Here is a 21,717-nt window from a genome sequence, read left to right as displayed (position 1 = left end):
CCAAAATGCCTTTTGCGGTTCTGATCCTCGCCCTGGGGATATTTGTCATCAATACCAGTGAATTCGTGATCATGGGCCTGCTGCCCGAGGTCGCGACCGATTTCGGCGTCTCGATCCCGACCGCCGGATACCTGATCAGCGGCTATGCCTTCGGCGTGGTGCTTGGCGCGCCGCTGCTGACGCCATTTCTGATCCAGTTTCAACGCAAGCGCGTGCTGATCGCGTTGATGGGTCTCTTCACCTTGGGCAATCTGGCCTGCGCGATCGCGCCGACCTATGAGCTCATGCTCACCGCGCGGATCATCACCGCCCTGGCGCAAGCAACGTTCTTCGGGCTGGGCGCCGTTGTCGCGACCCAGTTGGTGGAACCGGGCAAAGCGGCCCGGGCCATCGCGGCGGTGTTTCTGGGGTCGACCATCGCCAACATGTTCGGCTCACCGGCCGGCACTGCGGTGGGGCAGGCATTGGGCTGGCGATCCACATTTGTCATCCTGTCCGGGCTTGCGGCGGTCACGGCGGTTGCCTTGATAATGTGGCTGCCACGGGTCGAATCCTCCAAAGTCTCCAACCTGCGGGCCGAATTCGCGGTGTTGCTGAGGCCCGAGATGATCAGAGCGTTGATGATGACCACTCTGGGTTTTGGCGGCACCTTCACCACCTTCACCTTCATCGCGCCGATGCTGACCGATGTGACGGGCCTGCCATCCAGCTGGGTGCCCAGTATCCTGTTGCTCTTCGGCTTCGGGATGTTCCTCGGGAATCCACTGGGCGGGCGGCTGGCTGATTGGAATCTCGGCCGCGCCATTCAAATCAGCCTCATGTTCCTGATCTCGGTTCTGATCGTGATCTCCTTCGTGATGCCCTATCCGATCGCGATGATCGTGGCGGTCTTCTTTTTCGGGATGGCGTTGTTCTCCACCATCCCGGCCCTGCAGGTACAGGTCATGTCGCATGCGGGCGATGCGCCGGTCATGGCTTCGGCCTTCAACATCGCGGCCTTCAATCTCGGCAACGGTCTTGGCGCTTGGCTGGGCAGCCAGGCCCTGCATTCCGGCGTCACCTACACGCAGGTGCCGCTGATCGGGGCGGCCATGTGCGGTGCGGGTCTCCTGCTGGCCGTAGTCAGCCGCCAGCGCCAGTCGGTTCGCACCTGATTCCATTCGCAAATCAAGACTTCCATGGCGGGCACAATCATCTGTGCCCGCCATTTCCTTCCGTTTTGGCGGAAATACGCCAATGCTGCGTTGCAGAAATGGAATGGGCATTTCGATACTGGCGATTGTTGGGATTGTCGGATGGCACTCTACTGATTGCACGAACCACCGAGTCAATTTGGAGAGTGAAATGACCAATTCGATCCAACGGTTCTTTGTCGTCGGGGATACATTTTCAGGTACGGCCAGGCATATTGATGGTTTGATTACCGAAACCGACGCATTGGAAAAAGTTCTGACAAGCGTTCATCTCGACACCGATGTCCACCTGTACCTGCAACAGGGCGTCGACATGCGCAGCCTCTATGCCGCCGTCCGGCATTTCAACACGACGAACGGAAAAGCCGGCGGCAGTTTCAATCTGGTGTCCTGCAAACGCGCGCCCCGGTCCACGCGGCGGTTTGCCCACAAGAACCGCGCGGAAAACATCGTCATCTGTGCACCGCGCAGGGTGTCGGACACGCTGTTCGAGATGGACCTGTGCTTTTCCGCCCAGAACGAGTTTTTCCTCGACCACATGACCGGGATGCACATTCAGGGGATGGCCCTGATCGAAGCGGCGCGCCAGGCTTTCCTGACCGTGACGGAGGCGTTCTTCCTCGCCGAGGACGAGCGCGATTACTACTACGTTATCAAAAGCATGGAAACGGGGTTCCAGAACTTCGTGTTCCCGTTCGACGCGGTCCTGCGCTATGAAATCACCCGCGCCTCGCATAAGGAAAACCGTCACGGGTTCGATGCCGATATCACGATCATACAGGCCGGAACCGTATGTACCCGCGTCAGCGTAGCCTTCACGGCCTTCGAAGCGAAAACGATCGCCGACAGGGAGCTTGTCGTTGCGCAGGAGTGCCTGAACAAACTGGTGGAGCAGTATCGCGACGAAGAAGCGCTTCAATCCGTCTCTCAAGTCGCGTGAGGGCCCGAAACATGCCCGATATCCGCTCAGCGCCCAGCCTTGCCGTTTTCGATGTCGATGAAACCCTAATCGGGTGCAAATCGATGTTTTCGTTTCTTGAATTCGCGTTCAGGGAAGTCGCCGGGGACATCGGCGGGGCGCAGGCATATCGCGCCGCGCTTTATGAGTTACAGACGGCGCGCGAAACGGAGCCGCGCGAGGTCGTCAATCGGCTGTTTTATCGCAACTTTTCCCGCTGGTCCCTCGATCAGCTCGCCGAGCTTTCGCAAGAGTGGTTTGCGCAAAGCAAGGCGCGGTCCTTTTATGTGCCCGAGGTGCTGAACCGGTTCCGACAGCATCAGGCGCAGGGCCATGAAACCGTGCTTCTGTCGGGGTCGGCGAGCTTCATCGTCGCGCCCATAGCCGACGACCTTGGCGCCACAGGCCTGTTGGCAATCGTGCTCAGGCGGTTGCCGGACGGCACGACCGATGGCCAGATCGAGGGCATTCAGACCATTGGTGAGGGCAAGGCGGCTGCGTTGCGAAACCTGATCCAGTCGCGCGGGCCCTATGCCAGAACCATCGGCTATGGAGATCATCAGAGCGACCTGCCGTTCCTGGCCATCTGTGACGAGGCATATTGCGTTCATGCCGCAGACCGGCCCGCGCCGGCATGGGCCGGCGCGATCGGCTCTTTTCCGATCCAAAGCCAGGCAAACGCCGCGGGCTCGATCACGGCTTAGGCGCTTCGCCGTCGATCCGGGCGAAGGCGGGAAAGGACATCTCCGACCAGGCAACGCACAGCTTGTAGGTCTGCAGATCCTGCGCCGGGACAGTTAGCTGGTCCTGACGCGCCATTTCGGAAAGCTGCTGATTGAGGTTGCGCAGATCGGCCATGACCTGTCGCGCCGTCTGTCGGGAGATACGCCGGGACTGGGTCAGGTAGCCGGATTGCTCCCCATCGGGCTGGTCAAAGACCGTGCGGATAAAGGCGAGGTTAAGATCCCTGAGCGTCCGGTGAAGCGGGCCGTTTCGCCGGAACTTAACGGGATGCGCCAGCGTCAGACGAATGCGGCCCTCGGCGTGAACCTCGGCCAATCCAAGCCGTTCCAGCTTGCGACCCAGAATGAAGAGGGCGTTCCTGCTTAACCCGAACTCTTCGCGGATCGCCGCTTCGGCCATGCCGTCATGCAGCAGGATGAACAGAAAGAAGAGCGACGGATCCTGCGCCAGCCCGGCCTCCATCTCCGCCGTCAACTGGACCGGCCGGACGATGGTGCGCTTGGCGGTTGCGACAATATCCTCGAACGGAAGATCGAGGGCGTCGCAGATATCCATGATCCGGCTCATTTTCGCATCTCCGCTTGCGAAGATGCGCTTGATCGTCGGTTCCGACAGGGACATGCGTGCGGCAAGGTCGCCATAGGTCATCTGCCGCGCCCGCAACGCTTGTTTCAACACCTCGAACATGGTTCCGCGCATGGTGCGCTCCTGATCTGTTTAAAGGCAAATCGGTATCACAAATCGATACCAAGATTAACCTCAGTTCATCAAGGTATCCATCTAAGATACCGATGTCGCAGTCTTAACGAGGCCAGATGAGGAATGTGACATGAAAATGCTACCAAGTTTCGCTGTTGCCGCCGCGACCATTGCGATTGCAAGCCTGTCGCACACGCCGGCCGCCCTTGCGGAAGCGCCATGGAATGCCGGCGGTTTCGATATGCCGGAATCCGCAGTTTTCGACAGCACCCGAAACCGGGTGATCCTGAGCAATATCGCGGGCCACCCCGGTGAAGCCGATGGAAACGGGTTTCTGACCCTCTTGTCGGCAACCGGGCAAATCCTGGATCTCGACTGGGTCGATGGGCTGGATGCTCCGAAGGGGATGGCATTTGTCGGGCAAACCCTGCTGGTCGCCGATCTCAACACATTGCACGTCATCGACGCGGAAACGGGCGTCATCCGGCGGTCGATCATGGTCGAAGGGGCCGGGTTTCTCAATGATGTCACCTCGGACGGACAGACGGCCTATATCAGCGATCTGATGACAGACAGCATCTGGCGTTACGCCGATGGTCGCGTGACGCTATGGATGCAGCATGACCAGTTGAGCCATCCCAATGGTCTGCTGCTGGACGGCGGGCGCCTGCTGGTCGGGACATGGGGCGAGGGCCTGAGAGAGGATTTTTCGACAGAAGTCGCAGGCTCCCTCCTGTCGGTCGATCTTGAAACCCGTGCCATCTCGGTCGTTGTGCCGGAAATCGGCAATATCGACGGCATAACCCGAGTGGGGGACGAGATTCTGCTGAATGACTGGGTCACCGGGGAGGTGTTCACGGTCAACGGCGTGGGCGAGGTTGACCTGGCGATGGACCTCTCGCCCGGCGTGGCGGATATCTCTTCCCACGGAAACACGCTGTTCCTGCCAATGATGCTCTATGGCGATCTGCGCGTCGTGACCTATCCGTAACTTCCGGGCGCGGAAACACCCTCCGTAATTGCCATACCCGCTGATGCGGGCCGGCCGTTACCGCCGTCTGGAAGATCGCGTTTTGGCGGATAAGGGCGTTGCCTCATGTGCGGGGCACCTTGCGCATCGCAAGGTGCCCCGCACATGATGGTCGGTCGAAACCTGCCGGATGTCGGTATTCATTCGCATCCGTCGCCGGTTTCGCGCTAGATCAGCGGGGAGGGAGGGCACATGTTTCTGAGCATCTTTGACATATTCAAGATCGGGATCGGGCCGTCCTCCTCCCACACGATGGGCCCGATGAGCGCGGCGGCACGGTTTCTGGACGATCTGCGCAATGGCCGCGAGAAAGAGCCGGGTGCGGGAGATCTTGGCGCTCTGGCCTGCTCGCTTCACGGGTCGTTGGCCTTTACCGGCAAGGGTCACGCGACGGATCGGGCGGTTATCCTGGGCCTGTGCGGGTTGAAGCCGGATACGCTCGACCCGGATCGGGCCGCGGAGATCGAGGCGGCCCTGCGCAAGAGCGGGCGGGTGACGCCCCCCGGTCTGCCTGAGCTGCGTTTCGATCCGGCGACCGATCTGGTGTTCGATTACGACCTGAGATTGCCGGGCCATGCGAACGGGATGATCCTGCGGGCCTTCGACACGCATGGAAGCCTCTATCTGGAGGAAACCTATTACTCCATCGGCGGTGGCTTCGTGATGACAGCCGCGGAACTGGAGGCACAGAAGCATGGCGGCGCGGCGCAGCTTCATGCGGAGAAGGAAGAGGTCGGCTATCCCTACCCGTTCGGGTCGGCGGCGGAAATGCTGGCGATGGGCAAGGCATCGGGCAAGAGCATCGTCGAAATGAAATGGGCAAACGAACTGGCGCTGGCGGACCGCGCCGAGGTGACCGGCCGGGTGGAAGAGATACGCCGCGCGATGGAAGATTGCCTGGAACATGGCCTGCGGATGGAGGGGGAATTGCCCGGCGGGCTTCGCGTCAAACGCCGGGCAAAGGCGATCCATGAGCAGCTGAAGGCCGAGGCGGGTCGAAACATCGCGCAGCCTCACGTGGTGAATGACTGGTTGAGTGTCTACGCCATGGCCGTGAACGAGGAAAACGCCGCGGGTGGACGGGTGGTGACGGCGCCGACCAACGGCGCGGCCGGTGTGATCCCGGCGGTGCTTCGCTATTACAGGGGTCATTGCATCGGTGCGAGCGACGCAGGTGCCGTCGATTTCCTGATGGCCGCGGCGGCGATCGGCGGTTTGATCAAGCACAACGCCTCGATTTCGGGCGCCGAGGTCGGCTGCCAGGGGGAGGTCGGATCTGCGGCGGCAATGGCGGCTGCGGGGTTGTGCGCGGCCTTGGGTGGAACCAACGAGCAAGTTGAAAATGCGGCGGAAATCGCCCTGGAGCATCACTTGGGGATGACCTGCGACCCGGCGGGCGGATTGGTTCAGGTGCCGTGTATCGAGCGCAACGGGCTGGGCGCGATCAAGGCCGTGTCCGCCGCGTCCCTCGCGTTGAGAGGCGATGGTACGCATTTCATGCCGCTGGACAATTGCATCGAGGCCATGCGCCAGACGGGGCTGGATATGAACAGCAAGTACAAGGAAACCAGCCAGGGCGGATTGGCGGTCAATCTGCCGGAATGCTGAGGGGGCTTGAAGCGTCGCGTCACCTGCCGAGGAGCCCGTCGGCGTCAGCCGTGGCGAACGGTTTCGCCTTCGAGGAACCTTGGCTCCAACGCAATGACCTCGTCTGACAGTGCATTGGCGGCGATCAATTCGGCGGCCTTCTGACCGATCTCCGTCCTGCGGCTGTCCATCGTCGCGATGCGCATGGGCAGGCCGTCGAGCACCTCGAAGGAATTGAACCCGGCCAGACCGATCTCCTCCGGAATTTTCATCCCCTTTTCAAGGCAATAGAGAAGGCCACCCGCGGCATTCATGTCCGTGTTGTAGTAGAGGAAATCGAGATCGGGATGACGCGCCAGCATGTCCGCAGTCATCTGACGTCCGGTGCCAAAGCCCGACGCGCCCTCGTAAAAGCAACTGTCGGTGAGGGAGACACCAGCCGCCGACAACCCCTCCCGAAGGCCTTGCAGACGCTTCTGCGCGCGGTGGTCACCGCCGGAGCCGGAGCCGAGATAGCCGATTTTCCGGTAGCCGCGGGCGATGATTTCACGGGCCATGTCGCGGCCTGCGCGAATATGGGAGATGCCGACGGCGGCCGCGACCGGATCGCCATCCACATCCATCACCTCGACCACGGGGATGCCCGCGCTCCGCATCATCGCCTGCGCGGCCGAGGTGTGTTCCAGCCCCGCAACGATCAGCCCGGACGGACGCCAGGAGAGCATCTCGTAGATCACCTTTTCCTCTGTTTCAGGGTCGTACTGAGAGGTGCCGATCACCGGCTGAAGCGGCGTTTCGCTCAGAACTTCTCCAATTCCGCCAAGGACATCGGGGAAGACCATGTTGGACAGCGACGGGATGACGACACCCACGAGATTGACCCGGTTGGAGGCCAGCGCACCGGCTATCTTGTTGGGAACATAGCCAAGGCTTCGCGCGGCGCTGTAGACCCGGGCGCGGGTGCGGTCGGAAACATCGCCACGGTTGCGAAGCACGCGGCTGACAGTCATCTCGGAAACGCCGGCAGCCTCGGCCACGTCGCGTAGGGTCAGCTGGGGTTTGCCGTCGAAAGGGTTGCGTCCGCGCAAGATCATGCCCCGTTTACGTTTCTGTCATCCTGTTGATACGCGGTCTGATTTTGGTTGTCCAAGAGAATGGCCGTGCTTGCGCCCCGCGCCAAATTCCACCAGAAACGGCCCATGTGGCCCCGTGGCTCAACTGGATAGAGCAATCCCCTCCTAAGGGATAGGTTGCAGGTTCGAGTCCTGCCGGGGTCACCACGAGCGGGCTGCACATATCCCGCATACCTGCGATGAGTAGCCCGATTTGCACGGCTTGCCCCAGGGCTGCCCGCGCGTCTGCGCCCAAAGGTGTAAACTTTTATTGACACCTTGCAGGGCGCGGCGGAAAGTCGGTTCATGCCGAAGGACGCCCCCACAAGCGGACTGACAGCGCCCCGGATTGGCGGCGCGCCCCGGCCCGGGCTGTGCACCGATTGCGGCGTGAGCCGGATGGGCGATGGCAAGGCCTGCGGGCGCGCCTGTCAGTTCATTGCGCCCGATTACCCTGCGCTGGAGCGGGCGGCCCATGGGCGCGAGACGATCCCGGATCAGGGTGAAGAGCACTTTTTCGGCGTGACCCAAAAGATGATGCGCGCCCGGCTTGAGCCCGCCGCGCCGGGGGCGCAATGGACCGGGATCACCACGACGCTGGCCGCCGAGTTGCTCAGGGCCGGTGCGGTGGATGCGGTTCTGAGCGTGGCTCCGGACCCCACGGACCGGTGGAAGCCCTTGCCGGTCATCGTGACCGACCCCGACGAGATGGCGCAATGCCGGGGCATGCGGATGGGCTACGGACCCACCGTCGCATTGGTCGAGCCCGCGGCCGCGGCGGGGCACAAGCGGATCGCGCTGGTTGGCATTCCCTGCCAGGTCTATGCGCTGAGGGCGCTGGAAGCCGAGCTGGGCTTCGAGCGGATCTACGTGATCGGCACGCCGTGTTCGGACAATACCACGACCGAGAATTTCCACACCTTTCTGGCGCTTCTGGATGAAAAGCCGGAAACGGTGAGCTATCTGGAGTTTCGCGCCGACTACAGGGTCGAACTGCGCTTCGACGACGGGCGCCCGACCCGCGTGGTGCCGTTCCTGAGCCTGCCGATCTCCAGACTGCCGGCGGACTTCTTCCCGATGACCTGCAAGACCTGCGTCGATTACACCAACCGGCTTGCCGATATCACGGTGGGCTATATGGGAGGCGACGGCGACCAGTGGCTGATCGTTCGGAATGACCGCGGGGCGGAAATGCTGGCCCTGCTGGAGGGGCGCTTGCAGACCAGACCGCTGACCGACAAGGGAAAGCGTGAGGGGGCGGTGAAGGGGTTTCTGGCCAATACCGAACGCGCCGCGGGTGGGATGCCCTTGCGGTCCATGCCCGACTGGCTGCGCCCGGTTGTAAGCTTCCTTCAGCCACGGATCGGACCGCGCGGGTTGGAGTTTGCCCGGGCGCGGGTGGAGATGAAGGCGATCGAGACCGTGCTGCATCTGCGCCGGGCCCATGGCGCGAAGATGAAGAACATGGTGCCGGAGCATGTCTGGCGTGTGGCGGCACGCTACGGACTGACCCCGAAAGAGGGGGAGCGGCGCGACATGGATTAGGGGGATGCGACGGGTTGCCAGCGACACCTCGGCGGCCACAGGTGAGGCGTGGCTGACGTATCGCGGATGCCCTTAGTGCAGCATCAGCAGCCCCTCTCGCAGGAGACGTCTTGCAAGGACCAGCTTGCCGGCGTCATCCAGATCGCCCGCCATGTCGCCCACCCTGAAAGACCGCGTGGAAAGCGCGAAGCGGAGCGCGGTTTCCGCATGGGATGGAAGGCTGATCTCCGAACCATAGCAAAGAACGCTGACGACCGGATCCTTGCCGTCTTCGGCACCCATCACCGCGATGTCATAGACCAGATCGGGACGCGCGCCGACAATGCTGTCGACGGTCATCTCGCCCAGCCTGGCGACCTGGGCCATCTGCCCTTCGACGCGGGGCACACGATTTGAGATGAAATCCTGTTTGAAGCCAGCAAGAAGCGCTTCGAAGGGCGCGGTTTCCGCGAGTCTTGTCATCATCTCGCGAAAGGTTTGCTCGTGTGGTGCGGGATCGAAGCCCGGGGCGGCGTGGCCCGGCGGCAGCGCGCGGCGGAATACCGGATCCTTGTGCGCCATGACGCCCACCGCTTCCGCCATGAGATCGGCCCAGGTGCGGACCATCAGCCCGGTGGTGATGTGGAGCGATGTCTGGTCCGTGGCCACCGCGTCATGGGCAAGGCCGCGCGGGATATAGCACATGTCGCCCGGTTCGAGCGTGAAACGGTCGGTTTCGGCGCCGATCGGCACGGCGTCGGGGGTGAAGCCCTGAGAGGCCATCGGGAGTTCCAGCGGAGTGTCGTAGATGCGCCATTCCTTGGTCCCCTCGACCTGCAGGACAAGGACATCATGACTGTCGTAATGAGGGTTGAAGCCCTGGGACTGGGTGGGCGTCATGTAGATATTGGTCTGCACTCGGCAGGACATGACGCTTTCCAGGGCCCGGCAGAACTGCCCCAGCTGCGGCAGGCGTTCATGCAGGCCGGACAGGATCACGGTGGCGCCATCGGCGAAAAGCTGGGCCACGCGAACCGGGTCGATATAGCCGCTGTCATAGGTGTAGTCCGCAGGCTGGATCGGGGAAGCGCCGTGATGGCCGCCAGTATTCGTATCGGCATCTGTCGACGTCGGAGCGGGCGCACTATCGTGGTCGGCGTCGTGCCCGTGAGCATCGGATTTCGTCACGGTGATTTCGGGCGCATAGAGGCCCATCGTCGTCACCACATGGTCGATCTGCGCAAAGGACAGCAGGTGGGAGTAATAGTCGGGCTGGTCGCGCTTCACGACCAGATGTTTCTTTTCAAGGTAATCCGTGAAAAACTGGTCGCGTGTTACGGGCGAAATGGCCCGGTCGAAGCCGAAATCGGGTTTGGTCATATGGGTTCTCTTGTTGGCCATGGAATCTCAGTGTGTAACACACAGACCATGGGAGGGCGCGATAGGCAATCCGTTCCCGTCCAATAGAGGCACGCTATCGTTGACCTTCGGGTCGCTCACGGATTAGGGTCTGGCCAAAGCGGCTTTGATCACCTGATTTGATGTACTGGAGAGGCAATTATGTCCAACAAAAGCAAGCAAAACACCAATAGTCTGGCAGATAGCGATATCAGCACTCAGCGCCGGGCCGGGCGCCGCGGGTTTCTGGGTCTGATGGCGTTGGGCGGTGCCGCCGTCACGGTTGTGGGTTCCACAAATCAGGCACAGGCCGCGGATGTGGACAACGGGCAGTGGACCGACAGTGGCAGTTGCCCACGCGGCAGCGGCGGCATTTTCACCGGAGTGACAGATAGTGACAACGGTGCGATCACGGATCAGGGCGGCTATGGCCGAGGCGCGCCTTACTGCTGAATTGCATCGCCAGAAACCTGGACAGACGCGGCCCATTGCGGGCCGCGTTTTGTCGTCGGCCAATCCGTGCCCTGACCCGTGCTGGCTTTGATCCGTCCCGGCCCTTGCTCCCCGTCTGACAGGGACAAAGGGGAAGGGCCTCAGGACCGTGCGCGCGCCCGGATAGCTCTCACACCATGCGGATGACATCCTTGTCGATGGCCAGCATGTAGCCGCGACGGGCGATGTTCTTCACGAGCAACTCGCTGACCATCTGGTTGCCGAGCGTGTCGCGCAGCCGTTTGATCCGCGTCGCGCCCGCGGCCTCGTCACAATCGACGGCGGGTTTGCCGGACACCATCGCCTCGATCTCGGCGCCCGAAAGCACGTCGTCATCCATCCGCGCTTCGGCCAGAACGGAAAGCGTTTCCATCGCCGCGTCGGTCAGCTTAAACTCCATGTTGTTCAGCAGAACGACCCGTTCCTCCCGGCTGAGTATCAAAGAGGAGACCTGAATGCCGGATCTCTCGATCTCACCCATCCGGCGGTTGAGCGCGATGATGGTGACCAGAAAGACGAGACAGGCGATCAGCAACGCGGTGGCGAAGATCAGCAGCACGAAGATGATCGCGCGGTAACTGGCCAGCACTTCGGAGAAGGAGGTGCCGGACTGCGCCAGCACCTCCAGCAGGCGGATCGCCTCCCCCGATGTCAGTGCGTCGTTTTCAACGAAGATCCGTTCGACCCGCTCGTTGAAGGCATTGGCGTCGGGCAGGTTTACAAACAGAAGGATCGCCGCGCCCAGAAGGATCGCGACAATCGCGGCAATGCCGATCTGGACGACGCGGGTGCCTGTGGCCCTTGTATCAGAAGCGGAGGTAGAATTGTCCTGCATCGTCCCTCCGTGCATCAAGACCGGTTTCGTCGAAGATCGACATGACCTCCAGCAACTCCCATCCGCCGGCGGCCACGCGCGGCGCGATGACGCCGAAGGCAGCGCCCGGATCGCAGGCGGTATCGGGCAGTTCGATCACACCGTAATGCAGCCGGAGCGGATCATCCATCTTGGCCTTGTAATCGGCGAAGCAGGCTGCATGAACCGGCGCCGCCGCCAGGGCCAGACCCAAGGCCAGCCCGAGTTTATGAAGATGCTGTTTCATGACGGCACGATGCGGGAAAGAGGCCCGTTATACAATAACCGCAAAGGTTTGCCCGGCCCGTTATTCGATAGCACGCCCGCGTTATTGAACGACCCGGCCTGCAAGCTCAGCCTTGGTCCATCGCGTTTGCCCATGCCGGAAACGCCCACGCATAAAGAGACCCTGGAGGATGCCATGCAAAGATTTCTGCCGAAGACCGCGATGGCCGCGGTTCTGTCCTGTACCCTCGCTCTGAGCGGTGTCGCCGCAACGCCGGGCACGGCGCGCGCCGATAGTGAAGACGCCGCCGCAATCATCGCCGGGATCATTGCGCTTTATGCCATCGGCCGCGCGGTCGAGCGGCGCAATGACCGTCGCGACCACCGTCCGGCGGTGACACCGCAACCTCCGCGCCAGCACGATCTTGTCGCGCCTGCACGCTGTTTCAGGGAGTTCCAGACAACCGGCGGATATGTGCGCGGCTATGGCGCGCGATGCATGCAGAACAATGTGCGTCGTCCGGGCCTGTTGCCGCCGGACTGCATTCGCCGGGTCCAGACCAATCGCGGAACGCGCAATCTCTATGGCGGGCGGTGTCTTGCGCGGAATGGGTGGCAGCGGGAGCGCGGGTTTCACCCCTGAGCCGGAAAAAGAGAACGAGCAGTGAGGCAGGGGAGACGGCGGTGCAGGAATGTGGCACCGCCGTCCTTTTTTGCGGGGCGGCAAGCTGCACGGCCCCAATGAGGATGACGGCAGCCAGCGGGCTGATCTTGCATCTTTCATTTAACGTGACTTGGACGCGGTGCGTCCAAGTCTTTTCCGGCACCGGCACGGGCTCCGGTTGGGGCACTGGCTTGTTTCGTCTGCGTGGTCGTGGTCTTTGGGCCCATGGGCAGCAAACCGGATTTCGAGACCGAACTGGCGCTGGGCGGTGTGGTGGTGGGCGTCGACGAGGTTGGCCGCGGACCGCTTTGCGGGCCGGTGACGGCAGCGGCGGTGGTGCTGGACCCGGGGTCGATACCCGACGGCCTGAACGATTCCAAGAAAGTGCCACTGGCCCGGCGGCTGGCCTTGTTCGAGATCCTGCATCAGGTGGCGAATGTCTCGATCGGATGGGCCAGCGTGGCCGAGATCGACACGATGAATATTCGTGCAGCCTCCCTTCTGGCGATGCGCCGGGCGGTCGAAGGTTTGCCGCAGATGCCCGGCCACGCGCTGATTGACGGGACTGCCGTGCCCGACGGGCTGCCCTGCCCGGCGACGGCCCTGATCAAGGGGGATGCGCGGTCGCTCTCCATCGCGGCGGCGTCGATTGTGGCGAAGGTGGCGCGGGATCGGGTGATGGTGGCTCTGGCGCAACAGCATCCGGGCTATGGTTGGGAGCGCAACATGGGTTACCCCACGGCGGAGCATCTGGGCGCTCTGCGGCGCCTTGGTGTGACCCCTGTTCATAGACGTTCGTTCCGGCCGGTGCACAATATCTTGTATCAAGAGAAATCCTAAGCCGCTGATTCAAAAAAGAAATTGACGACGAATCACCTTTGACTCATCCTGTGGACAAGAATTGAGCGCCCGGAAGAGGCGGTTAAGTCAGAGGCAGTGATGACCATCAAGACCAAATCCACGGGAGCCGGCGCGCTTCCGCTCAACAGTATTCTGTCCGGAGACTGCATCGAAGCGATGAACAGTCTGCCTGCGGCATCCGTCGATCTGATTTTTGCTGATCCGCCCTATAATCTCCAGCTCAAGGGCGATCTGCACCGCCCGAACAACAGCCTTGTGGACGCGGTGGACGATCACTGGGACCAGTTCGACAGCTTCAAGGCTTATGACACGTTCACACGGGCATGGCTGAAAGCGGCGCAGCGTCTCTTGAAGCCCCATGGCGCGATCTGGGTGATCGGCAGTTATCACAACATCTTCCGTGTCGGCTCCGCCTTGCAGGATCAGGGATACTGGATCCTGAACGATGTGGTCTGGCGTAAATCGAACCCGATGCCGAACTTCCGCGGCAAGCGCTTCACCAACGCCCATGAGACGATGATCTGGGCCAGCAAGTCCGAAGGCGCGAAATACACATTCAATTACGAGGCTTTGAAGGCGCTGAACGAGGGTATTCAGATGCGCTCGGACTGGGTGCTGCCGATCTGCAATGGCGGCGAACGGCTGAAGGATGAAAAGGGCGACAAGGCGCATCCGACGCAGAAGCCGGAGGCGCTGTTGCACCGGGTGCTGGTGGCCGCGACGAATCCGGGCGATGTGGTGCTGGATCCGTTCTTCGGAACCGGCACGACCGGAGCCGTCGCCAAGAAGCTGGGCCGCGATTTCATCGGGATCGAGCGCGAGGCGGCGTATCGAGAAATCGCCGAAAAACGGATTTCCAAGGTCCGCAGGTTCGACCGTGCCTCGCTTGAGGTCACCCAAGGCAAGCGTGCGGAACCCCGGGTGCCGTTCGGCCAGGTGGTCGAGCGCGGCCTGCTGAGCCCGGGGGAGGAACTGACCAGCCTGAATGGTCGCCACCGCGCCCGGATCCGGGCCGACGGAACGCTGGTGGCCCTGGATACCAAAGGTTCGATCCATCAGGTGGGCGCGCGGCTGGAAGGCGCGCCAAGCTGCAACGGCTGGACCTACTGGCATTTCCGGCGCGACGGAAAGACCGTGCCCATCGATCTGCTGCGCCAGCAGATCCGCGCCGAGATGCAGAGCTAAGACTTTCAAGAGAATACCGCCCGTGCCTGCGGCCCCTTGGGGTCCGGCACGACCCTTGCCCTGCCGGTCTCCGGGACCGGTGGGGCTTTTTTTGCGGAGTATCCGGTGCCTTTGGCCGCCATATCCGCAACGCCCTGACGACAGTGCAGTGTCCGGGCGCAGCCACGTCCCGCACTTCTCGGGCTCAGCGGGGGGCCGGGTGCAGCGCCTTGTTATAGGGATGCCAGTCGGTGATTTCCGGGTAATACATCTGTCGCCACTTGCGCACGCGCGGGTTCATGACCCGTTTCCACAAGGGCGGAAACATCGCCGCCAAAGTCATGATCGTGTACCCGTAGGGCAGTTGCGGGGCGTCCGCTTCGGTATAGTTCTGCAAGAGCGGGAACCGCCGGTCGGGCTTGTAGTGATGATCGGAATGGCGCTGCAGATTGATCAGCAGCCAGTTGGACGCCTTGTGCGCCGCATTCCAGCTGTGGCGCGGCAGAACATGCTCATACTTGCCATCGCCCAGATATTTTCGGGTCAGACCGTAATGTTCCACGTAATTGGTCAGTTCAAGCTGCCAGATGGCGACAAAAGCCTGAAACACGAAAAGGGCGACGCCCGGAATGCCGCCGATGGCGAAGGCAAGCAACAGGAGTACGGCCTGCAGGGCCCAGTACTTCCAGAACGGATTTGAAAGGTCATGCCAGGGCAGATTCTTGCGGGCCAGCATATCCCGTTCGGCCTTGAATGCGGAGATCCAGCATTGCCGCAGCACGCGCGGGAAAAAGCGGTGAAAGCCCTCGTTGTAGCGCGCGGTCACCGGGTCGCGCCTGGTTCCCACATAGCGATGATGGACCAGCAGATGCTCGGACCGGAAATGGGAATAAAGCACCGACGCAAGGAGCAGGTCGGACAGCCAGCGTTCGAGCCTGTTTCTCTGATGCATCAGCTCGTGGCTGTAATTGATCCCGATCGTGCCGCTGATGATGCCGACGCCGAAGAAGAGCAGGATCTGTTCCAGCGTGTTCAGGTGGTCGGTATGGGAGACATACCAGATCGCGCCGAAAATCACGCAGAACTGCAACGGGAACCAGATCAGCGTGATCGCGCGATACCAGAAAAGCTGTTCCTCGGTGGTTTGAAGGTCCGCGTTTTCCAGATTGAGCCCGGTGAAGGCGTCAAGAACGGCGAACAGCCACCAGGTGGAGAGCGGCATCAGCAACAGCCAGAGCCCGCCCTGGGTCGCGACGAAGACGAAAAGCGGGATCAGGCCGAGCGACAGCCAGAAGGGCAGGGCGTTGTGCAGTTTGGCGACGGTTGCAGCGGGGATCATCGGGCGACTCGATATGATGGAACACGGGGGACAGTCTGACGTGAATTCTGCATGATCTCAATTAACGGCGGGCAATCGGGACGCTAGGTCATAGGCCTTGCGCATAACTGTAGGCAGATCCGATGGCCGAAATTGGGCGGCTGGAAGGAAGCGGCCGCGATCGGGCCTCGCATCGGCGGTGACATGGGCGACGCGCAGCGCAAGACGAAGGTGGAAATGGGTGAAGGTATGCCGCACCTCGGCGCCCGGATCGTGCCAGGCCGCGCGAAGCGGCGGCGCCTCGTCCGGGGCGCTTTCCGCCCAATCCGTTCCGGGCCAGCCAAGCATGCCGCCAAGCAGGCCCTTGTCCGGGCGGGTTTCCAGAAGCCAGGCACCGTCCTCTCGCCGGGCCAGATAGGCAATGCCATGCCGCGTGGGCCTGGGCTTTTTCGGCGATTTGCGGGGCAGTTCGGCGGCAATTCCCTCGGCGCGGGCCCGGCATGGCGCGCGGAGCGGGCAGATGCCGCAGGCCGGATTGCGGGGGGTGCAGATCGTGGCGCCCAGATCCATCACCGCCTGCGCGTGATCGCCCGGGCGCATCTGCGGCGTCAGGGCAGCGGCAAGGGCCTTCAACTCGGGTTTTGCGGCGGGCAATGGGGTTTCCAACGCGAAGAGCCGCGCCATGACCCGTTCCACATTGCCATCCATGACCGTGGCGGGCCGATCGAAGGCTATCGCGGCGATGGCGGCGGCGGTATAGGGCCCGACGCCAGGCAGGGCGCGCAACGCCTCTTCGCTGTCTGGGAAGCGGCCATTCAGATTATGGGCCACCACGCGCGCGCATTTCAGCAGATTGCGGGCGCGGGCGTAATAGCCAAGGCCCGCCCATTCGCCCATCACCGTGGCGTCTTCGGCCGCAGCCAGATCGGCCACGCCGGGCCAAAGCCGGGTGAAACGGTCGAAATAAGCCTTCACCGCCGCAACCGTGGTTTGCTGCAGCATGATTTCCGAGAGCCAGACCCGATAGGGATCGGGCCGGACACCCGCCCGCCGCGCCGCGGGGCCGACACGCCAGGGCAGACTGCGGGCGTGCCTGTCGTACCATGCCAGCAAGGCCGCGCTTTTTTCCTGATCACGCAAGGTTTATCCGCCAAGCCCCCGTCTTGTTATTGGATGACGCCTGAGCCACAGATACATTGATCGGGAACCAAGGAAAGCCCAAGCCCCCGCAATGCCCCCGCAAACCCCCACATCCAGCCCGCGCAGGGGCCGAGGCTTTCAGCCCGCGAGCCGTCTGGTTGCGCAACAGCTGCGCGGCCCGTTCGAAAAGCGTGGGTTTTCCGAAGCCAAGCTGCTGACCCACTGGGCCGAGATCGTGGGCGAAGAGACAGGTCGCATCGCGCAGCCGGTCAAGATCCGGTATGGCCAGCGGGACGGGCTGGGCGGCACTTTGGTGATCCTGACCACCGGCTCCCATGCGCCGGTGCTGGAGATGCAGAAAGAGCAGATCAGGGATCGGGTGAACGCCTGTTACGGGTACCGCGCAGTGGCGCGGGTGCAGATCACGCAGACCGCGCCCACCGGGTTTGCCGACGGTCAGGTGGCCTTCACCGCCGCGCCGAAACCGACACGCGCCCCCTCTCCGCAGATCGATGCCGCGGCCAGAGCCGCCGTGGAAGGGGTCGAGGCGCCCGAGTTGAAAGCGGCGCTTGAACGGCTGGCACGCAATATCATGACCCATTCGAAATCCTAGAAGGAGCAGTTTATGAAGCGCAGGACCATTTTGACCGGTATCGGGGCCACGGGCCTTGTTCTTGGAGGAACCGCCCTGATCGCCCCATGGCAGAGCGGCCGGAACCCAGCGCTGCCGCCCTTGGGTGCGGCCGGTGCGCAGGCGACCGGCGACATGCCCGAAATCGTCGATATGGCACTGGGTCAGGAGGATGCGCCGGTAACGGTGATCGAATACGCCTCCTTCACCTGCCCCCATTGCGCGACCTTCCATGAAAACGTGTTTCCGCAGATCAAGGAAAACTACATCGAAACGGGCAAGGTCAGGTTTGTGTACCGCGAGGTCTATTTCGACAGGTTCGGTCTTTGGGCCACGATGGTCGCGCGCTGCGCCGGGCCGGAGCGGTACTTCGCCGTGGTCGACCGCATCTACGAGACGCAACGCGAATGGGTGCAGGGCGAACCTGCCACCGTGGCGGAAAACCTGCGGCGGATCGGCCGGTCGGTCGGTCTGGGAGAGGCCGAGCTTGAGGCCTGCCTGACCGATGCGGATATGGCGCAGGCACTGGTCGACCGCTACGAAACGCATCAGGAAGAGCACAATATCCCCGGTACGCCGACCTTCATCATCGACGGTGAGCAGTTCAGCAACATGAGCTATGCCAGCTTTGCCGAGATCCTGGACGAACGGGTTGCCGCCGCCCAATGACGGCACCGCTTGACGGTATCAGGGTTCTGGAGCTTGCACGTATCCTGGCCGGTCCCTGGGCCGGCCAGACGCTTGCCGATCTGGGCGCCGAGGTGACCAAGATCGAAGCACCCGAGGGGGACGATACGCGACGATGGGGTCCGCCTTTCGTGCAGCGCGAGGGGGATCTGTCGGCGGCCTATTTCCACGGGTGCAATCGCGGGAAACGCTCGGTCGTGGCCGATTTCCGTACCGCCGAAGGGCAGGCGAAGGTGCGCGCGCTTGCCGCGGAGGCGGATATCCTGATCGAGAATTTCAAGGTCGGCGGGCTGGCCAAGTACGGGCTTGACTATGCGAGCCTCAGGGCGCTGAACCCAGGGCTCATCTATTGCTCGATCACCGGCTTCGGGCAAACCGGCCCCTATGCCCATAGGGCGGGGTATGACTACATCATTCAGGGCATGAGCGGGATCATGTCGGTCACGGGCGACCCCGACGGCCAGCCCCAGAAAGTGGGCATTGCCGTCACCGACATTCTGACGGGGCTCTATTCGGTCAATGCGATCCTGGCGGCACTGCATCTGCGTGGCACGACCGGCAAGGGCCAGCATATCGACATGGCGCTGATGGATGTCGCAACGGGTTTCATGGCCAATCAGGCGATGAACTATCTGGTTACGGGCGTGGCGCCGGAGCGGATCGGCAACGCGCACCAGAACCTGACGCCCTATCAGGTCTTCGATTGCGCGGATGGCTGGCTGATCATCGCGACCGGCAATGACGGGCAATACCGGCGACTTTGCCGGCTGCTCGGGCTGGACGATATGGCGGAGGCACCGGAGTTCCTGACCAATGCGGACCGGATTGCGAACCGTGCGGAGATGACCCGGCGGCTGACCGGCGCGACGCGGGCGCGCAGCAAGGCCGACCTGCTGGCCGCCTGCGAGGCCGAGGGCGTGCCCGCGGGGCCGATCAACGATCTGGCGGAGGTCTTCGCCGACCCTCAGGTCAAGGCGCGGGGGTTGCAGATCGACCTGGACGGCGTGCCGGGCGTGCGCCCGCCTTTTCGCTTTTCCGATGCCGAGGTGGCGTTGCATCGGCCATCGCCCAGACTGGGGGAAGATGACGAAACCGCCTGAATTCAGGGGTGTTGAACCCCGGGCGGCGTGATCAGATATCCGGGCTTTGGTCCAGAATACGGCTCAGCGCCGCCTCCAGCGGGCCCGTGTCGTGGATCCGCAGGCGTACCGGGACCGTCATCACCGACTGGCGGAATGCAGGCGGCAGGCGCACCGCGTCCTTTTCCGTGGTGACAAGCTGCGCGCCGAGGAGCTTTGCTTCACGCTGAAGGCGCATCAGCAGCGTCTCGGTCAGGGGCTGGTGGTCGGACAGGGGCTCGGCCCGCAGAAGATTTGCCCCCATCTGCCGCAACGTGGCGAAGAATTTCTCCGGATGTCCGATGCCCGCGAAGGCCAGAACGGGGCGGCCCGCCAAGGGCAGACCAGTGGGCAGCGGCTCCAGTTGGGCGGTCAGATGCGGCAGGTCGATCAGTCTGCCCCACCGGTCGGCGAAGTCCTTCTGCGCAGCGTCCGGACCGATCGACAGCAGCAGATCGGCGCGCGCCAGACCTGTGCTGACCGGCTCGCGCAAGGGCCCTGCGGGAATGACCTTCCCGTTGCCGAACCCGTATGCCGCATCAACGACGATCACGGAGAGGTCATGGGCCAGCGCGGGGTTCTGGAAGCCGTCATCCAGCAGGATCACATCGGCCCCGGCCTTCGCGGCAAGCCGCGCGCCCGCTGCCCGGTCCCTTGCCACCCAGGTCGGCAGGAAGGCCGAAAGGAGCAGCGGTTCATCGCCCGCCTGCGCCGCGTCATGCACGCCTTGGGCGATCTGAACCGGCCCCTCAAGGGATCCGCCATAGCCGCGGCTGACCGCATGGGGGGTGCAGCCACGGGCAATCAGGTGCTGGGCCAATGCGATGACCGTGGGGGTCTTGCCGGTGCCACCGGCGTTGAGATTGCCGATGCAGATCACGGGTATGCCGACCGTGTCGCGCGGCCCGGCCCGCAAGCGCCGCGCGGTCGCGGATGCGTAAAGCGCCGCAAGCGGAGAGAGAAGCGCCGCGCGCAGCCCCGGCGGGTGCTGCCAGAAGCCGGGCGCCTGCATCAGGCCGGCCCGGGCAATGCCGGCGGCGAAGGCGTATCGAGCGTATCGAGCAGCAGATCGACCGCCATATCGGTCACGTTCGCGCCCGAGGAGGACACCTCCCACGCCGCGCTGGCCATGGCGGCGGCGTGATCGGGGTTCATCAGATCGTTGACCGCGGCGGCCAGGCTTTCGGGGGAGGATACGAGGCGGGCAGCCTTGGCTTCGGTCAGACGTTGGTAGATATCGACGAAATTCGTGACATAGGGCCCATGCAGGATGGCCGAGCCGAGCGCCGCCGGCTCGAAAGGGTTGTGCCCGCCGATGGGCTCCAGCGAGCCGCCGACGAAGCTGACCGGGGCCAGACGATACCACAGACCCAGCTCGCCCACGGTATCGGCCAGATAGACCTGTGTGTCGCCATCGGGCATCTCGTCTGCCGTGCGGCGGACATAGCTCCAGCCCGTCGTCTGCAGCAGCTCGGCCACCGCGTCGCCGCGCTCGGGATGGCGCGGCACGATGATCAGGAGCAGGCGCGGGTTGCCGCGCATGGCGAGGCTGTGCGACTCCAGTATCTTCTTTTCCTCCCCCTTATGGGTGGAGGCGGCCAGCCAGACGGGCCGGCCCGCCAGCCGGGAGGCAAGCCGCGCGCGCTCGTTCTCGTCATAGGGGAGAGCCGCGGCCCCTTCCTTCAGCGTACCGGTCACCTTGAGCCTCTCCGCCGGCAGGCCAAGCCGGCGCAGATACCCCGCAGTGACATCATCCTGAACATGGGCGAAGGTGAAGCGCCCCAGCAGGCTGCGCGCCACGCCCTTGAGAAACCGCCACCTGTCATGGCTGGCCTTGGACATGCGCGCATTGATCAACAGCATCGGGATGCTGCGCGCATCGGTTTCGGTGATCAGCGCCGGCCAGAGCTCGCTTTCGGTCCAGACCGCCAGATCGGGGCGCCAATGATCGAGAAAGCGGCGCACGAAAGGCAGCGCGTCCATCGGGGCATACTGGTGAAAGGCACCGTCCGGCAGGCGGCTGTCCATCACCTTGGCGGAGGTGACCGTCCCGGTGGTGACCAGGACCGAGATATCCGGGCGCTCCTCGATCAGCCGGCGGATCAGTTCCAGAAGCGCCAGCGACTCGCCCACGCTGGCGGCGTGAAACCAGATCAGCGGCGTGTCCGGCCGGGGACGGGAGGCGATGCCGCGGCGTTCGTCAAGGCGCGCCTCGTCCTCCTTGCCGATGCGCAGGCGTGCGGCCAGCTTGCGCTCGGCAAAGGCTTCGGCGCGGGCTGAAAACAGGAGATAGCCGGCAAGAGCAAGGGATTGGCCCAA

Annotated in this window: 22 protein-coding genes and 1 tRNA gene; 14 read left to right on the top strand and 9 right to left on the bottom strand. The window is 63.1% G+C overall.

Translation table 11 applies throughout. The annotated features are described in order from the left end of the window. The first annotated feature begins 5 nt into the window (after positions 1 to 5). The 3 genes from ACQ651_RS15540 to ACQ651_RS15530 all read left to right on the top strand — a co-directional run bounded on the left by ACQ651_RS15540 (position 6) and on the right by ACQ651_RS15530 (position 2,855). On the top strand, positions 6 to 1,154 hold the full coding sequence (locus ACQ651_RS15540) for an MFS transporter (protein ID WP_227285730.1): 1,149 nt from the start codon (positions 6 to 8) through the stop codon (positions 1,152 to 1,154). A gap of 190 nt (positions 1,155 to 1,344) precedes the next feature. Continuing rightward, positions 1,345 to 2,133 (top strand): AfsA-related hotdog domain-containing protein, encoded by a 789-nt coding sequence (locus tag ACQ651_RS15535; protein ID WP_227285731.1) that lies wholly within the window; start codon positions 1,345 to 1,347, stop codon positions 2,131 to 2,133. An 11-nt stretch (positions 2,134 to 2,144) separates the two neighbouring features. After that, the gene (locus ACQ651_RS15530; protein ID WP_430449773.1) at positions 2,145 to 2,855 is read left to right on the top strand and encodes an HAD family hydrolase; all 711 of its coding nucleotides are present in this window, start codon (positions 2,145 to 2,147) and stop codon (positions 2,853 to 2,855) included. Here the strand turns inward: ACQ651_RS15530 and ACQ651_RS15525 are convergent. Continuing rightward, complete coding sequence (locus ACQ651_RS15525) at positions 2,845 to 3,594, bottom strand: helix-turn-helix domain-containing protein (protein ID WP_430449772.1); 750 nt, start codon at positions 3,592 to 3,594, stop codon at positions 2,845 to 2,847. The two genes, ACQ651_RS15530 and ACQ651_RS15525, sit on opposite strands and share 11 nt — an antisense overlap. A gap of 130 nt (positions 3,595 to 3,724) precedes the next feature. Here ACQ651_RS15525 and ACQ651_RS15520 point away from each other — a divergent pair, with 130 nt between their 5' ends. After that, a complete protein-coding gene (locus ACQ651_RS15520) occupies positions 3,725 to 4,585 on the top strand; it encodes a YncE family protein (protein ID WP_227285734.1) in 861 nt (286 codons plus the stop codon). 231 nt (positions 4,586 to 4,816) lie between these two features. Next, the gene (locus tag ACQ651_RS15515; RefSeq protein ID WP_430449771.1) at positions 4,817 to 6,232 is read left to right on the top strand and encodes an L-serine ammonia-lyase; all 1,416 of its coding nucleotides are present in this window, start codon (positions 4,817 to 4,819) and stop codon (positions 6,230 to 6,232) included. 44 nt (positions 6,233 to 6,276) lie between these two features. Here ACQ651_RS15515 and ACQ651_RS15510 read toward each other — a convergent pair whose 3' ends face one another. Then, the gene (locus ACQ651_RS15510; RefSeq protein ID WP_430449770.1) at positions 6,277 to 7,305 is read right to left on the bottom strand and encodes a LacI family DNA-binding transcriptional regulator; all 1,029 of its coding nucleotides are present in this window, start codon (positions 7,303 to 7,305) and stop codon (positions 6,277 to 6,279) included. A gap of 109 nt (positions 7,306 to 7,414) precedes the next feature. Between ACQ651_RS15510 and ACQ651_RS15505 the strand changes: the two genes are divergently transcribed. Beyond that, a tRNA-Arg gene (locus ACQ651_RS15505) sits at positions 7,415 to 7,491 on the top strand. A gap of 138 nt (positions 7,492 to 7,629) precedes the next feature. Continuing rightward, complete coding sequence (locus ACQ651_RS15500; RefSeq protein ID WP_227285737.1) at positions 7,630 to 8,868, top strand: Coenzyme F420 hydrogenase/dehydrogenase, beta subunit C-terminal domain; 1,239 nt, start codon at positions 7,630 to 7,632, stop codon at positions 8,866 to 8,868. A 72-nt stretch (positions 8,869 to 8,940) separates the two neighbouring features. On the opposite strand, the gene ACQ651_RS15495 is transcribed toward ACQ651_RS15500, so the two are convergent. Then, a complete protein-coding gene (locus ACQ651_RS15495; RefSeq protein WP_227285738.1) occupies positions 8,941 to 10,227 on the bottom strand; it encodes a cupin domain-containing protein in 1,287 nt (428 codons plus the stop codon). Positions 10,228 to 10,407: 180 nt separating this feature from the next. Between ACQ651_RS15495 and ACQ651_RS15490 the strand changes: the two genes are divergently transcribed. Next, the gene (locus ACQ651_RS15490) at positions 10,408 to 10,698 is read left to right on the top strand and encodes a hypothetical protein (protein ID WP_227285739.1); all 291 of its coding nucleotides are present in this window, start codon (positions 10,408 to 10,410) and stop codon (positions 10,696 to 10,698) included. A 169-nt stretch (positions 10,699 to 10,867) separates the two neighbouring features. Here ACQ651_RS15490 and ACQ651_RS15485 read toward each other — a convergent pair whose 3' ends face one another. Beyond that, on the bottom strand, positions 10,868 to 11,572 hold the full coding sequence (locus ACQ651_RS15485) for a winged helix-turn-helix domain-containing protein (protein ID WP_430449769.1): 705 nt from the start codon (positions 11,570 to 11,572) through the stop codon (positions 10,868 to 10,870). Next, on the bottom strand, positions 11,544 to 11,837 hold the full coding sequence (locus tag ACQ651_RS15480; RefSeq protein WP_227285741.1) for a hypothetical protein: 294 nt from the start codon (positions 11,835 to 11,837) through the stop codon (positions 11,544 to 11,546). The genes ACQ651_RS15485 and ACQ651_RS15480 overlap by 29 nt, the downstream gene beginning before the upstream one ends. A gap of 174 nt (positions 11,838 to 12,011) precedes the next feature. On the opposite strand from ACQ651_RS15480, the gene ACQ651_RS15475 reads away from it, so the two are divergent. The 3 genes from ACQ651_RS15475 (at position 12,012) to ACQ651_RS15465 (ending at position 14,525) form a co-directional block, all read left to right on the top strand. Then, positions 12,012 to 12,458 (top strand): hypothetical protein, encoded by a 447-nt coding sequence (locus ACQ651_RS15475; protein ID WP_227285742.1) that lies wholly within the window; start codon positions 12,012 to 12,014, stop codon positions 12,456 to 12,458. A gap of 246 nt (positions 12,459 to 12,704) precedes the next feature. Then, a complete protein-coding gene (locus tag ACQ651_RS15470) occupies positions 12,705 to 13,319 on the top strand; it encodes a ribonuclease HII (protein WP_227285743.1) in 615 nt (204 codons plus the stop codon). Between the two features lie 99 nt (positions 13,320 to 13,418). After that, entirely contained in the window at positions 13,419 to 14,525 is a 1,107-nt protein-coding gene (locus ACQ651_RS15465; protein WP_430449768.1) for a site-specific DNA-methyltransferase, read from the top strand. 184 nt (positions 14,526 to 14,709) lie between these two features. Here the strand turns inward: ACQ651_RS15465 and ACQ651_RS15460 are convergent, their stop codons facing one another. Next, positions 14,710 to 15,843 carry an alkane 1-monooxygenase gene (locus ACQ651_RS15460; RefSeq protein ID WP_375551244.1) on the bottom strand — a complete coding sequence of 378 codons (1,134 nt, stop codon included), beginning with the start codon at positions 15,841 to 15,843 and terminating at the stop codon, positions 14,710 to 14,712. A gap of 57 nt (positions 15,844 to 15,900) precedes the next feature. Next, positions 15,901 to 16,962, bottom strand: a complete 1,062-nt coding sequence (gene mutY / locus ACQ651_RS15455) for an A/G-specific adenine glycosylase (RefSeq protein ID WP_430449767.1) — start codon at positions 16,960 to 16,962, stop codon at positions 15,901 to 15,903. Between the two features lie 91 nt (positions 16,963 to 17,053). On the opposite strand from mutY, the gene ACQ651_RS15450 reads away from it, so the two are divergent. Genes ACQ651_RS15450 through ACQ651_RS15440 form a run of 3 tightly spaced genes read left to right on the top strand, consistent with a single transcriptional unit; the run spans position 17,054 to position 19,380 of the window. After that, positions 17,054 to 17,575, top strand: a complete 522-nt coding sequence (locus ACQ651_RS15450; RefSeq protein WP_227285747.1) for a DUF721 domain-containing protein — start codon at positions 17,054 to 17,056, stop codon at positions 17,573 to 17,575. 12 nt (positions 17,576 to 17,587) lie between these two features. Continuing rightward, positions 17,588 to 18,262 (top strand): DsbA family protein, encoded by a 675-nt coding sequence (locus tag ACQ651_RS15445; protein ID WP_227285748.1) that lies wholly within the window; start codon positions 17,588 to 17,590, stop codon positions 18,260 to 18,262. Then, the gene (locus tag ACQ651_RS15440; RefSeq protein ID WP_227285749.1) at positions 18,259 to 19,380 is read left to right on the top strand and encodes a CaiB/BaiF CoA transferase family protein; all 1,122 of its coding nucleotides are present in this window, start codon (positions 18,259 to 18,261) and stop codon (positions 19,378 to 19,380) included. The genes ACQ651_RS15445 and ACQ651_RS15440 overlap by 4 nt, the downstream gene beginning before the upstream one ends. A 31-nt stretch (positions 19,381 to 19,411) precedes the next feature. On the opposite strand, the gene lpxK is transcribed toward ACQ651_RS15440, so the two are convergent. Further along, complete coding sequence (gene lpxK, locus ACQ651_RS15435) at positions 19,412 to 20,410, bottom strand: tetraacyldisaccharide 4'-kinase (RefSeq protein WP_430449766.1); 999 nt, start codon at positions 20,408 to 20,410, stop codon at positions 19,412 to 19,414. After that, positions 20,410 to 21,717: a 3-deoxy-D-manno-octulosonic acid transferase gene (locus ACQ651_RS15430; RefSeq protein WP_430449765.1), complete on the bottom strand. Its 1,308-nt coding sequence runs from the start codon at positions 21,715 to 21,717 to the stop codon at positions 20,410 to 20,412. The genes lpxK and ACQ651_RS15430 overlap by 1 nt, the downstream gene beginning before the upstream one ends.

It is taken from the genome of Rhodophyticola sp., from assembly GCF_965284195.1.
Lineage (GTDB): Bacteria > Pseudomonadota > Alphaproteobacteria > Rhodobacterales > Rhodobacteraceae > Rhodophyticola.
Note: the sequence above shows the minus strand (reverse complement) of the source record. Positions and strands in the feature narration are given on the sequence as shown.

Bases quoted from the DNA above. Each gene is read 5' to 3' on its own strand.
- ACQ651_RS15440 (WP_227285749.1), top strand. From the start codon at position 18,259: ATGACGGCACCGCTTGACGGTATCAGGGTTCTGGAGCTTGCACGTATC.
- ACQ651_RS15530 (WP_430449773.1), top strand. From the start codon at position 2,145: ATGCCCGATATCCGCTCAGCGCCCAGCCTTGCCGTTTTCGATGTCGAT.
- ACQ651_RS15520 (WP_227285734.1), top strand. From the start codon at position 3,725: ATGAAAATGCTACCAAGTTTCGCTGTTGCCGCCGCGACCATTGCGATT.
- ACQ651_RS15525 (WP_430449772.1), bottom strand. From the start codon at position 3,594: ATGCGCGGAACCATGTTCGAGGTGTTGAAACAAGCGTTGCGGGCGCGG.
- ACQ651_RS15460 (WP_375551244.1), bottom strand. From the start codon at position 15,843: ATGATCCCCGCTGCAACCGTCGCCAAACTGCACAACGCCCTGCCCTTC.
- ACQ651_RS15535 (WP_227285731.1), top strand. From the start codon at position 1,345: ATGACCAATTCGATCCAACGGTTCTTTGTCGTCGGGGATACATTTTCA.
- ACQ651_RS15480 (WP_227285741.1), bottom strand. From the start codon at position 11,837: ATGAAACAGCATCTTCATAAACTCGGGCTGGCCTTGGGTCTGGCCCTG.
- ACQ651_RS15485 (WP_430449769.1), bottom strand. From the start codon at position 11,572: ATGCAGGACAATTCTACCTCCGCTTCTGATACAAGGGCCACAGGCACC.
- ACQ651_RS15445 (WP_227285748.1), top strand. From the start codon at position 17,588: ATGAAGCGCAGGACCATTTTGACCGGTATCGGGGCCACGGGCCTTGTT.
- ACQ651_RS15470 (WP_227285743.1), top strand. From the start codon at position 12,705: ATGGGCAGCAAACCGGATTTCGAGACCGAACTGGCGCTGGGCGGTGTG.
- ACQ651_RS15450 (WP_227285747.1), top strand. From the start codon at position 17,054: ATGCCCCCGCAAACCCCCACATCCAGCCCGCGCAGGGGCCGAGGCTTT.
- ACQ651_RS15510 (WP_430449770.1), bottom strand. From the start codon at position 7,305: ATGATCTTGCGCGGACGCAACCCTTTCGACGGCAAACCCCAGCTGACC.
- ACQ651_RS15475 (WP_227285742.1), top strand. From the start codon at position 12,012: ATGCAAAGATTTCTGCCGAAGACCGCGATGGCCGCGGTTCTGTCCTGT.
- ACQ651_RS15490 (WP_227285739.1), top strand. From the start codon at position 10,408: ATGTCCAACAAAAGCAAGCAAAACACCAATAGTCTGGCAGATAGCGAT.
- ACQ651_RS15515 (WP_430449771.1), top strand. From the start codon at position 4,817: ATGTTTCTGAGCATCTTTGACATATTCAAGATCGGGATCGGGCCGTCC.
- lpxK (WP_430449766.1), bottom strand. From the start codon at position 20,410: ATGCAGGCGCCCGGCTTCTGGCAGCACCCGCCGGGGCTGCGCGCGGCG.
- ACQ651_RS15465 (WP_430449768.1), top strand. From the start codon at position 13,419: ATGACCATCAAGACCAAATCCACGGGAGCCGGCGCGCTTCCGCTCAAC.
- ACQ651_RS15500 (WP_227285737.1), top strand. From the start codon at position 7,630: ATGCCGAAGGACGCCCCCACAAGCGGACTGACAGCGCCCCGGATTGGC.
- ACQ651_RS15540 (WP_227285730.1), top strand. From the start codon at position 6: ATGCCTTTTGCGGTTCTGATCCTCGCCCTGGGGATATTTGTCATCAAT.
- ACQ651_RS15495 (WP_227285738.1), bottom strand. From the start codon at position 10,227: ATGACCAAACCCGATTTCGGCTTCGACCGGGCCATTTCGCCCGTAACA.